This window comes from Bdellovibrionales bacterium (assembly GCA_016714165.1).
Taxonomy (GTDB): Bacteria; Bdellovibrionota; Bdellovibrionia; order Bdellovibrionales; family UBA1609; genus JADJVA01.
Window position 1 is genome coordinate 495,064 of sequence record JADJNU010000002.1, and the last position, 12,130, is coordinate 507,193.

At 44.8% G+C, this 12,130-nt stretch carries 13 protein-coding genes; all 13 read right to left on the minus strand.

Annotated features, from left to right (window positions below; all coding sequences use genetic code 11):
- Positions 1-18: 18 nt before the first annotated feature.
- The 13 genes from pilO to lepB all read right to left on the minus strand — a co-directional run bounded on the left by pilO (position 19) and on the right by lepB (position 12,115).
- Positions 19-651 (minus strand): type 4a pilus biogenesis protein PilO, encoded by a 633-nt coding sequence (pilO, locus tag IPJ71_13580; GenBank protein MBK7844695.1) that lies wholly within the window; start codon positions 649-651, stop codon positions 19-21.
- Complete coding sequence (locus IPJ71_13585) at positions 648-1,247, minus strand: PilN domain-containing protein (protein MBK7844696.1); 600 nt, start codon at positions 1,245-1,247, stop codon at positions 648-650. The genes pilO and IPJ71_13585 overlap by 4 nt, the downstream gene beginning before the upstream one ends.
- 41 nt (positions 1,248-1,288) lie before the next feature.
- On the minus strand, positions 1,289-1,477 hold the full coding sequence (locus IPJ71_13590) for a hypothetical protein (GenBank protein ID MBK7844697.1): 189 nt from the start codon (positions 1,475-1,477) through the stop codon (positions 1,289-1,291).
- Between the two features lie 31 nt (positions 1,478-1,508).
- Positions 1,509-1,772, minus strand: coding sequence for a hypothetical protein (locus IPJ71_13595; protein MBK7844698.1), 264 nt, complete (start codon positions 1,770-1,772; stop codon positions 1,509-1,511).
- On the minus strand, positions 1,769-2,824 hold the full coding sequence (gene pilM / locus IPJ71_13600; GenBank protein MBK7844699.1) for a type IV pilus assembly protein PilM: 1,056 nt from the start codon (positions 2,822-2,824) through the stop codon (positions 1,769-1,771). The genes IPJ71_13595 and pilM overlap by 4 nt, the downstream gene beginning before the upstream one ends.
- 83 nt (positions 2,825-2,907) lie before the next feature.
- Complete coding sequence (locus IPJ71_13605; protein ID MBK7844700.1) at positions 2,908-3,690, minus strand: prepilin peptidase; 783 nt, start codon at positions 3,688-3,690, stop codon at positions 2,908-2,910.
- 22 nt (positions 3,691-3,712) lie between these two features.
- A complete protein-coding gene (locus IPJ71_13610) occupies positions 3,713-4,480 on the minus strand; it encodes an ABC transporter permease (protein MBK7844701.1) in 768 nt (255 codons plus the stop codon).
- Positions 4,477-5,358: an ABC transporter ATP-binding protein gene (locus tag IPJ71_13615; protein ID MBK7844702.1), complete on the minus strand. Its 882-nt coding sequence runs from the start codon at positions 5,356-5,358 to the stop codon at positions 4,477-4,479. The genes IPJ71_13610 and IPJ71_13615 overlap by 4 nt, the downstream gene beginning before the upstream one ends.
- Positions 5,359-5,484: 126 nt before the next feature.
- Positions 5,485-8,676 carry a carbamoyl-phosphate synthase large subunit gene (gene carB, locus IPJ71_13620; protein MBK7844703.1) on the minus strand — a complete coding sequence of 1,064 codons (3,192 nt, stop codon included), beginning with the start codon at positions 8,674-8,676 and terminating at the stop codon, positions 5,485-5,487.
- Positions 8,677-9,339, minus strand: a complete 663-nt coding sequence (locus IPJ71_13625; protein ID MBK7844704.1) for a hypothetical protein — start codon at positions 9,337-9,339, stop codon at positions 8,677-8,679.
- Positions 9,336-10,406: a glutamine-hydrolyzing carbamoyl-phosphate synthase small subunit gene (gene carA / locus IPJ71_13630; GenBank protein MBK7844705.1), complete on the minus strand. Its 1,071-nt coding sequence runs from the start codon at positions 10,404-10,406 to the stop codon at positions 9,336-9,338. Before carA ends, IPJ71_13625 begins: the two co-directional genes overlap by 4 nt.
- Before the next feature lies 1 nt (position 10,407).
- A complete protein-coding gene (locus IPJ71_13635) occupies positions 10,408-11,355 on the minus strand; it encodes an aspartate carbamoyltransferase catalytic subunit (GenBank protein ID MBK7844706.1) in 948 nt (315 codons plus the stop codon).
- A gap of 34 nt (positions 11,356-11,389) precedes the next feature.
- On the minus strand, positions 11,390-12,115 hold the full coding sequence (gene lepB, locus IPJ71_13640) for a signal peptidase I (GenBank protein MBK7844707.1): 726 nt from the start codon (positions 12,113-12,115) through the stop codon (positions 11,390-11,392).
- Positions 12,116-12,130: the final 15 nt, after the last annotated feature.

Sequence of the window (12,130 nt, forward strand, 5' to 3'; positions counted from 1 at the left end):
AGCCACCCCTCCTAAGGTTCATTTCTTCGCGGGTTCGGTTGACGTAGTTGGCTCATTCTTTACGTATCGGTAACCTTTGATCTGACACCTAAAAGTGATGATAGGTGATTCCCTATCTCCAATCTTTGCCTGACTGACCATGGATAATTGTGAAATAGTTAGAATTTTGTCCAACTTTGTCAAATACGATAGAAACAATAGAATTTGAGCGTAAGTGCCCTGCAGTTCAACTTCAACTCCCAACTCCTCATAGAACTGACGGTCCGCACCAGGCTGTTTGGCCTTGGCCGTCACGTTCTGAAGTTCTCCAATTCCATTCACACTGACCCCGGCCGCTCGGGCCTCAGTTGAGATCATGCGCATAAGCTCAGGTAAACTGAGTTTTTCTGGAATATAGGCGAGAAAAGACTGAAACTCCTCACCAAGGACTTCCATCACTTTCCTCATCGTGGCGATTCGGCTGATCTGATTTTCTAAGGTTTTAATTTCAGTTTCAGAATCCTGGATTTGCTCCTTACTTTTCTCAATGGCCAATTTCAATGAAGACCCATTATTATATCCAATAGAATAGTAAAGACCGGCGAAAAACAGTCCTAGTCCCAGTGCCTTGCCAAAAGTCAATTGCGTTTGGAGACGTTCCGCTAAGGTCATTCCTGCCCCTCAATGGTTGTCGTCAACTCAAAATTCTTTAAGGTACCATCTCTCGACGTCGTTTCTTTCGCTTGCAAAAGGACAACTTCAGAGAAAAATGAACTCTTATCCAGAGCCTGAATCAAATCGGTCAAATCATCATCGGTTAGGGCTAGGCCTTTCAATCGAAACTTTTCATCGATATAATCCAAACTATTTAACCAAACTCTTTCAGGTATCATTGTTTGCAAAAAATCAAGTGCCTTCAACTCTCTCAGCCTTGTTCTCGAAAGAGCCTTCATTATCTTCATCTTATCTTCAAGCTCTTTTCCCTGCTTTTCAAATTCAGAAACTTTGCTTGCTTCTTCCTTTAACTTTTTGACCTTGGCTTGTGACTCTTCAAGCTGTATGGCAAGAACCTGTTCTTCCTTTTTTAAAGTGTCTACGTTATTGCTTTCAAAGAATACAAGTATCACGGTGAACACTGACATCAGCATGATTTTGACGACGGCTTCTTTTTGGACTTCGCTTCCAGCCCCTTTTTCAACTGTAATAGCATAAGTGGTATCGCCGCCGCTCGCTATCGATCTATTTTTAAGCAGGTTTATTCTAATCATTTTTCCTCTGACTCACTCAACCCAAATCGGAATTTCTAAGATCACTTCCACTGTAAAGCGTTCTGCTGGATTTGCTTGGCCCCCTCAATGGCAGGCATTAAATCAAAATCTCTTAAAATCATATCTTCTGAATTCACATTTTTTCCCTCCGTTGGAGGGCACTCACAAGACTTTCGCTTCTTGTCTAAAGATTGAATCAGATCCGCGAGATCAGAATCAGTGAGGGCCACGCCCTGAAAACAAAATTTCTTATCGGTGTATTCAAAGTTTGTCAGCCAAACTCGTTGGCGCACAATTTTTTTTCAAGAAATCCCAAACATTCAAGTCTCCCTTTGAAGTCTTTGAAAGAATCATTATGACCCTAATGATCAACAGAAATGTGGTGAAGACAGAAATCAAAATAATCTTCAGAGAATTCTCTCTCTTGAGTCCAATTACTTCCCTCACATCAGCCGGAATATGGGAGGAATGAAGATCACCATCTCCGCCTGCCGATTTGTCACTAAGCAGATTCAGTCTGATCATGAATCCCCTATCTCCCGCATTCCAAGCCCGATTGCGACAGCCGAAAAATCTCGAACCTGTGAGATGTAGTTTGGCGAAAAAACCCGATCATTGTAGGTAATGGAAATAAAGGGATTGAAATTCTCGATTCGCACACCGATCCTCTTAGATAAGGCATCCACCAAACCGCCAGTTCGCGATCCACCACCAGTCACAAAACATTGAGTTATCGCCCCAGAATTCGAAGTATTCCTAAAGAAATCAAGACTGGCCTGGACCTCATCGCAAACAATATCGTGGGTACTGAGAATGATCTTGCCCAATTCATCGGGTCCCGGCTGCCCGGAAGAAAACGCAATCTTCAAGGCCTCCGCCTCCTCAAGTGTGACTCCCATTGCCTTTTGAATCTCAGCGTTATAAGTTCCGCCGCCCACGGGCACATCTCTACAAAAAACAACTTCTCCATTTTCAAAAACCACATAATTTATTACACTCGCGCCAATATTGAGCAAACAAACAACCTGCCCTTCCATAATCCCGTAGTTTTTCTCAAAACAATTGGCTAAGGCAAATCCGCCAACATCCAAAATCGAACAGATCAGGCCGGAGCTCTCAACGATCTCGGCATACCTAAATACATGTTCCTGCCGAGCTGCGATAAGAATGATATCCATCGTTTCAGCGCTCTGATTGATCTTCTCTAAAACCTTGTATTCCAGGTTAACGTCATTCACATCAAAAGGAATGTACTGTTCAGCTTCCCATCTGATCTGCTCGGCGACCAAACTCTCATCCATGCGTGGAATCGTAATTTTCTTGACGATGACCGAGGATCCCCACAGTCCGGTCGAAACGTGACGACGCTTTGTTTTTACCTCGCCCATCATTCTGCGAATTGCATCCGCAACGATTTGAGAATCCAATACTTCGCCACTTGATACTCCGCCGGCAGGAGTCGGCGTAAGTCCAAAAGAAACTAATTTTGCTCCCGAACGACTCACATCAAGTTCAGCAATCTTGATTGTACTGGTACCAACGTCGAGGCCGATGATCTTTTTGCTCGAGAAAAACATTTCTAGCTACCCTTTAAAAGTGATGCTTCGGCGCAGTAAATACGCTAATACTTTAGAGATTAAATCGAACGACACATTAAATGTCAATTAGGGGGAAAAAGGCTTGGCAGAAAGAACCCAAGGTACCAGCGCCCGATACTTTCTCCGCCAAAAATGTAAAGTATTGCTGAAAACGCGAGGTAGGGACCAAATGGAATCGTGCTCTTTAGCCCACCCTTTCTCCTGACTGCTAAGGCTATACCGACAAGGCTACCGATTATGCTGGAAGCCAGAATCACAAATGGAACGCTTTGCCAACCTAAAACGGCTCCAATCCAACCCATGAGCTTAATATCTCCGCCTCCCATTCCTTCCTCTTTGCGCAAAACCAGGTAGACATAGGCCACAGCCCATAGAAATCCAAATCCCATCCCAAATCCAGCCAAGGATTCATAAAAGCTTCTTTCGGGAGAAATAGCAGCTCCCAAAAGCCCGAGCGCAATTCCAGGCCAAGTAAAAACATCAGGCAAAAGCATATGATCGTAATCAATGAAGGAGACAACGATTAATCCAAGTGAAAATAAAGAATACTCTGCAAGAGTCCAAGAAAATCCTAGACGAAGGTATAAGCTTGCCAAAAGAGCCCCTGAAAGGAACTCGACAAAAGGATATCTGAAGGAGATGGACTGCTTACAACTTCGGCACTTTCCCTTTAGCAACAGCCAGGAGAGAATCGGAACATTGTCTCTCCAAGAAATTGAAACACCACATTTTGGGCAGGCGCTTCCAGGCCAGGCGATATTTTTTTTTATTGGCACTCGGTGGATTAAAACATTCGCAAAGCTCCCAAAAATTGAACCAAACAAAAAAATAGAAACAAAGACTATCCAAGTTTCAGGGCTTGCAAGCTCAGGCAAAATCTTTTCTCCGCAAAATGATCGAAGTGAGTGTCAAAAGAAGAATAAACCAAGAAAGAGAATATCCAAGTGCAGCAATGACCTCAAATCCGCTTATCTTTTCTTGGTATATAACTGCCGAACGCCAATTGAACTTCTCTAGGTTCGGAAGGAAGGAAGAAACCAAATCACTAAATCTAAGAAAGGCTTCGGACTTACTTTTGCCGGCAAAAAAATTCAAATCGTTGAGCCAGTGGCCAATTAAAAAAAATCCAATCGAAGAAGTTACGACCATAGCTGGACTCGCAAAACTGCCAAAAAATATCGTCATCCCCAAGAGAACAAAAGATTCCAAAATAATTCCGAGGAGAGCCGTAAGATATTGAATATCAATGGGAACGCTCAGCCCCAAAAAAACAAAACACAGCATGACGGCCAATCCCATAACAACCGTCAAAGTGACCATTGTGAGCCCCAAACATTTGCCCAAAAGGAATTGAGGGCGCGACAAAGGACGTGCAAGAAGAGTAAAAATAGTTTTCTTGTCCAATTCCTTGGCCACCAAGGTACTTCCAACAAAGATGCTCAGCACGACCATGCTGAGATGAATCGCTGTAAAGCCAAAGTTAGCCGATATTCGGGACTGTTCCGCAAAGCTCAATTGTCCAAGAGCAAGACTCAAACCGATCAACAATACAGCAAAAACCAAAAGACCATACAAAATGCGGTCCCGAATCAACTCAAGGAAGGTGTTTTTAGCCAAAACCCAAACGCTGTTCATGGTGAGTTCTCTCGCATTGCCATACGAACAAAAGCCTCCTCAAGGCTTATCCTTTCCTGCCTCACCTCAAAAATCTGCGCACCCCCTTTGAGCAAATGAGCCAACTTCGATTGAATTTCACTCGGGCTTGATGCAGCGAGAACCTTCTTATGTCCCTGATCAAAATAGGTGATTGTTGCGGCGCTCTCCATACTCCCCAAAAGGGCTTCGGTCTTTCCCTGGTACACAACCTGGCCTGATTTCAAAATTACCAAGTCTTCGCAGAGTCTTTCAGCATCCAATAAATGATGGCTGCTAAAAAATACGGACTTGCCCATTTTGGCTGTATCCTTAATTATCTCGGCCAAGTAATATCGACCATCAGGATCCAGCCCACTCATTGGCTCATCAAGAATGATAAAATCCGGGTCATGAATAAGAGCCTGAGCGACGCCAATTTTTTGCAACATTCCCTTAGAATATTCGCGCAATTTTCGATTTTGTGCATAAGCTAAATCCACCCGCTTCAAAAGACTCTCAATCCTGATTTTTAGATCCTTTGCCTTCAGGTTTGCAGATAATTCACCATAAAAGCGAAGAAACTCAAACCCGGTCAGATAGTTATAGAAATAGGGGTGCTCCGGGAGAAAACCAATCCGTTTTTTTATGTTCTGCGAAATCGGCTGACTGCCAAAATATTCTATCTCTCCTGAATCGGGAAACACGAGGCCAAGAAGACACTTCATGGTCGTTGTTTTACCCGCACCATTTGCGCCGAGAAACCCCGTTATGGTCCCCTCGGCCACGTCAAATGACATTCCCTTTAAAACTTCATGTCTTCGAGGAATGAATCCCTTCTTAAAGGATTTCTTCAAATTTCTCACAGCAACGACTGACATGAAATCATTGGATCACAATCAACTTCAACAAGCAACGGAGGTAATAAGCCAACAAGGCAGAAAAATCCAAGCTGGATCGCACTCAAGTCACTAGAATTCGCTCACCAGGACCTTTGTCGGGAGTGCTTAAACTAAGCTCTGTGGTTTTGGTAAGGAGAAAACATCAAAATCACCCGAGTGGTGTTTCCTAAGAGCGATCAAAAATGCTCTTACCGCGTCACTTTCGGTTATGCACGGAATAGAATAATCAATACAACTGCGCCGAATTCCAAAACTGGTTTCGATGGATGGCCTTCCTGATGTCGTATTGATCACCACCGCCACTTCTCCCGAACGTATGCGATCGACGCAATGAGGCCGGCCCTCTTGAACCTTCTTGACGACAGTAACAGGGAGGCCCAGGGACTTTATGAATGTGGCCGTGCCCGAGGTTGCCGAGAGCGTATAGCCCATGTCACACAAATCACGAATGACAGGAGCGAGTTCCGTCTTATCCTTGTCACGCAAAGATAAGAAAACCTCGCCATCCATTGGGAACGTCATCTGACTTGAAAAAAGAGCCTTAAGGAGCGCTTCTGAATAATCCGCTCCTCTCCCCATGCTTTCCCCCGTTGACTTCATTTCTGGACCCAGAATTGAATCAGCTTCAGCAAACTTTTTAAATGGAAAAACGACTCCCTTCACCGCCACATGCGAGATATCCCTCCAGTTGAAACGCTCAGGTCTTACGCGAGCTCTTTCCCAACCAAGAAGCGCCAGCACGCCAAGGTCCACCAAAGGTATTCCTGTGGCCTTGGCAATAAAAGGAATGCTCCGAGAGGACCTTGGGTTTGCCTCAATCATGAAAATCTCATCGTCTTTGATGGCCAATTGAAGATTCAAAAAACCAATGACTCCAAGACGTTCCGCAAGTTCAAGACTGAGCTGCTCGATCCGTTCCAGAGTATCATCCCGCAACCTTTGAGGAGGAATGACTCCCATACTGTCTCCACTGTGAACTCCAGCCGCCTCAATGTGTTCAACCACACCTCCAATCAAAGACCAGTCCTTGCCCCGCACCAAATCGACATCAACCTCAAGAGCTCGATCAAGAAATTGATCCATGAGACAAGGAATTTTTGATGATATGTAGGCTCCGTGACGAGAGAAATAGGATTTTAGTTCATCCTCTTCTTCGATTATCTCCATCCGTCTACCACCCAACACATAACTCGGACGACAGATGAGAGGATACCCTATCTCCTGCGCCACGCTGAGCGCACCTTCCAGGTCGCTTACCATCGCCGATTTAGGAATTTGAAAGGCAAGTTCTGTACATACCTTCGCAAAAAGGCCCCGATCCTCCGCCAGATCTATCGCCTCCAAGGTCGATCCAAGCAAATGAAATCCATTTTCTACAATCATACGCGCCAGAGAAATCGGAGTCTGTCCGCCCAGTTGACACACGACACCTTTAGGATTCACGTAGCGTAGAATTTCTAGCACATGTTCTTCGTTCAATGGTTCAAAATAAAGCTCATCAGAGGTGTCGTAATCAGTCGACACCGTTTCGGGGTTGGAATTGATCATCACTACATGACAGCCAGCTTTTTGTAACTGGGCCACACTTCGCACACAGCTGTAGTCAAATTCAATTCCTTGACCAATGCGATTGGGGCCACTCCCCAAGATCACGACAGCGTCTTTTGTCTGCTCTCTTGGGCTCTGAGAGCTCCAGTAGCTTGAGTAAAGATAAGGTGTATTGGAAAAAAATTCTCCCGCACAAGTGTCCACGTTAAAATAGGCTGGGTGAATCCCATATTCATGCCTACGATTCCTCATCTCAAATTTATCAACGCCCGCCAATCGTGCGATGGCTGCGTCTGAAAACCCCAGACGCTTTGCCTTGAGCAAAACATTTTCGTCAATCACAGAAGTTGTTAATAAGGCCTCATAGTCAGCGATTTCCTTTATTTGCTCGATGAACCAAGGAGTTATCTGAGTCAGTCTGCAAATTTCCTCAACAGACATACCTTCACGCAGAGCCTGAAAAACCTGAAAGATTCTCTGACTATTGGGATAAGTTACCAAATCTTCATTAAACGAAACAACTGGAAATCCCACATCAGATTCATCCAATGAATGGATGGCCTTATGAAATGATTCCTTGAAGGTTCGCCCTATGCTCATCACTTCACCGACGCTCTTCATTTGAGTACTAAGAGAATCCTTCGATCCAGGAAATTTTTCAAAAGCAAACCGAGGAATCTTGGTGACAACATAATCAAGAGCTGGCTCGTAACAAGATGGTGTTGAACCAGTGATGTCGTTACGCAATTCATCCAGCGTGTATCCAACAGCCAGCAACGCAGCAATCTTTGCGATAGGAAATCCTGTCGCCTTGCTGGCAAGAGCAGAAGATCGACTCACTCGGGGATTCATTTCAATGACAAGTCGTTCCCCCGTTTCAGGATGAACAGCGAACTGAATGTTCGCGCCCCCCGTCTCAACCCCGACGGAGTCAATGATCTTTCGAGCCTCGTCCCTCATCTCTTGGTATTGGCGATCAGTGAGAGTCTGCTGGGGAGCTACCGTAATACTATCACCCGTATGAACTCCACAGGGATCCAGATTTTCAATTGTGCATATCACAACAAAAGTCCCGTCTTTATCTCTCATCACTTCAAGTTCAAATTCCTTCCAACCAAGAATACTCTCCTCAACCAAGCACTCTGAGGTGGGGCTTTCATGTAGGGCCCCCGCTATTTTCATTTTGTACTCTTCCAATGAATAGGCAATACCGCCACCGCCTCCACCAAGAGTATAATTGGGACGCAAAATAAGTGGAAACCCTAAGTCATCAGCCGCCCTCAGTCCCTGTTCAAAAGTGCGGACCATTTCACTCCGCGGGTACTTCGCTCCAATTTTATCAAGAAGGGATCTAAAGATTTCTCTGTCCTCTGCTGCCTTTATCGATTCTACTCTTGCACCCAAAAGTTCAATATTCAGTTCCTTTAAAATCCCCTCACGATCAAGATCCAAAGCCAAATTGAGAGCCGTTTGTCCTCCCAATGTCGGAATGATAGCCTCTGGACGCTCCTTCTCTAGAATCCTTCTTACAAAAGGAACTTTCAGCGGTTCAATGTAAACCCGTGTCGCGAGCTCTGGATCGGTCATGATCGTCGCAGGATTAGAGTTTATCAAAATAACCTCATATCCCTCTCTCATCAAAGCTTTGCAGGCTTGAGTTCCTGAATAGTCGAATTCACAGGCCTGTCCGATGACAATGGGACCAGAACCAATCAGAACAATCCTCTTTAAATCTTCACGTTTTCCCACTTAAATTCTTAACCTCGGCTTATTGGTGTAGATCTCCTGAAGATCAACATGTTTATACTGCTCGATTTTGTATCGCATCCTGAATAACTTGATAATCAGAGATTCCTGTTCGCGGGCCCGCTCTTCAACATCCTTCAGTTTCCGCACTCTTTTGATTTCCTTAACAATATAACGAGCCGCTCGAGGTGGATGAAAACAAAATGAAGTCCCGAAAACAAAGGTGTCCCCGTAGGGGAAGAGACGGGATTCAAACAGTTGCTCTTTTTCAAAGCCCACCGTCACCAACGAATTTTTAATCACTATTTTTTCGTTGGCCAACAAATCCTTCAAGTAAATATCTTTGTTTTTTAGTTTCAAAAACTCGAAAATACTGTGACGTCCGCTGCCCAGATGTTTGAGATCCTGACTCGTGTACTCATTTGAAAAAAAGTCGCCCTTCTCTTGTCCTATCATTTGAATAGGCGAAAGGCCTGTCGACTGCAATGGCCTCGTAAAAATATACCAATCAATAAACTGAGTCATTTTTTGTTCAAAACCGTCTGATTCTTCATCAAAGACACCGGCTAAGTCGAAAAACTGTTTTTTTGCACCGACAACTTCATCGGAAAAAACACCAGATGAGAAATGCTGTAGAACTTCGTCTATTAATGGCTCGTAGGTCATACTAACTGCTTTATAAAATAATCAAATAGGCCTTCAGCATCATGAGGGCCGGGATGACTCTCAGGATGAAACTGAACGCCCCAACATTTTTTTTCAACACAAGCTATTCCACTCACGGTATCATCATTGAGATTTACGTGGCTAACGATGACCCCCTCCGGCATTGAGCTTGGATCCAGAGCATAACCGTGATTCTGACTTGTCACATAAATGCGATTTAGGAGTTTATCACGGACAGGATGATTACTCCCCCTGTGTCCAAATTTTAATTTATATGTTTTCGCTCCGAGAGCCATTCCCAAAATCTGATTTCCCATGCAGATACCAAAAATAGATCTCCACCCCAAAAGGGATCTCACTGTTTCTACAGACTTCTCCACCAAAGCTGGATCACCAGGTCCATTCGAAAGAAGAATTCCATCGGGTTCCCACTGACGAATTTCGTCGACCGAGACTCGAGAAGGGAAGATTTTCACTTTTGAACATCTTTTTCTTAATTCCCTCAAAATGTTATTCTTACACCCAAAATCGATAACTGCCACTCTCGGCCCACCAACTCGATCTCCCAATAGTTCCTCTGATACCTTTCGAGAAACCAAATTTACCCAATCACCATCAATATCACGCCCTTTAGATATGAGGCCTTTTGCCTTATTCCGAGCTGATGTTTCGTCTCCCGCCCGAACCAAAGCTCCCCACTTCGTTCCGCTCTCACGCAAAAACAAGGTCAACTGTCTCGTGTCAATCTGATCAACGACAGGCACCCCTTGAGAAACAAGTTTCTGCAACCAACTCGAATCCCTCCGTGAATTTTGCATTTCAAGACACACGAAACCGTTAATCCACAGATTGGAAGACTCCCAGACTTTATCATCCACACCGTAATTACCCTGCATTGAAGCCGTCGTAACTATGATCTGTGAAAAGTAAGAGGGATCCGTGGCCATTTCTTCGTAACCCGTGTGAGAGGTGTTAAAAACCACCTCTCCGACCCTCTCTTCACCACCAAGCCACTTCCCCGAAAAGCACTGACCTGATTCCAAAACCAAAAACGCCTTTTCTTTCAATCTACACCTCTAAACCAAGAATTAAAGAATAGAGAGCCGCTCGAACAAAGAGCCCATTCGTCACTTGCTCCAACACCAAACAACGCCGGTCTTGTAACACATCTGAGGAAAACTCAACACCACGAATGACGGGTCCCGGGTGAAGTATAATCCCTTTGTCCGACAGACATTCTAAATGAGCTTGGTCCACACGATACCGATCCCATATTTCATTGGCAGAATTAGCAATGCCCACTTCTTCATGGCGTTCTTTCTGAATTCTCAATCCCATTAAAACTTGACACCAAGAAATCCCAAGCCTCAGATCTGAGATTCTCTTTACATCTTTCCAATCACCGTGAGCAGAAGGTAACATGACCTCTGGACCACAAATACCAACCTCTGCTCCCAGCCTGGTTAACAACTGAATATTGGAATTTGCTACGCGACTGTGTACAACATCGCCAACCATCAGAACCCTTTGACCCGATATCGACCCACGCGCCTCAAGAATCGTAAAGGCGTCTAAAAGGGCTTGTGTTGGGTGTTCTCCAGTGCCACTTCCAGCACTTATCACCGGACAATTCATTGTCTCTAAAATACCCTCCACTTCTGGAGAATTCCCGTAGCGGACGACCATCAGATCAGGCAACATTGCTGAAATATTTCTCAGAGTGTCGTATTGGCTCTCACCTTTTTGCATACTTGAAGAGGTCGCACTATCAAAAATTATTGTCCGAAAACCAAACCGATATGCGGCCGCCTGAAAACTCACTCTCGTACGAGTACTTGGCTCGAGAAATACCATCGCCACAACAATCGGCCGATCACTGTTACAGCGAACAAGGTGATCGAATCTTTTCGATTTACGAAACTCCTCCTTGAATGCTTTCGACCTCGAGAATAGGAGTTTAATATTTTCGGTATCAAGATTCTGGATACTGAGAAGAGACTTTTCGAAAAATGACATCGGTCGAAACTATACACAAGAGGTGCCGTCGGAGTCAATCAACTGACTGGAAGAGTCGGGGCCAGCGAACTTGAGGAAGCCAGGAACCTCGCTGATCCTCCCATCCCAGCGAGAGCCAAATAAAGCCTAGTTTTGCCTCTAGGCTCCTCACGGCAACCACCCCCCAAGACCTGGAGTCCTCTCCTTGGTCCCGGTGGTCACTCATGACAAAGACATGGCCAGGAGGAACAATCGTTGGTCCGAAATTCTCTGAGTCCCTCCGAGGTCCAACAAGGATCTTATGGCTCACATTTCCCAGTGTCTCCCTAAGGGTAACATTGTAATTACCAAAGCCCTCCAAAATTTCTGTCTCCCCCTCAACTCTGCTATATTGGGCAGCTTCCCCATTTACAATCAGCCGCTTGCCACGAATGACCAGCCGATCCCCCGGGAGTCCTATGATCCGCCGGATACAACTTGAGTCAGGGATGTTTGGACACGGAAATATCGCTATATCTCCCCTTCGCAAAGGCCCTCCTCCCAGTTTTACCTTTTCCATCAAAGGGATAGAAATGCCGAAAGGAAGCTTGTAAGCGAATATGAAGTCCCCAGGAAAAAGAGATGGCATCATACTTGTGGTGGGAATTCGGTAAGCAGACACAATAAAAGTTCTAAAGAAAAGTGCTAAAAGAACGGCGTAAAAAAGAGCCTCTGCATAATCTCGAAGAAGATGCTTAAGTGAAGTCTCAATTTTAGAGGCATTGAGCTTGGATGGTTTCAACCTGTCTCCTCTAAC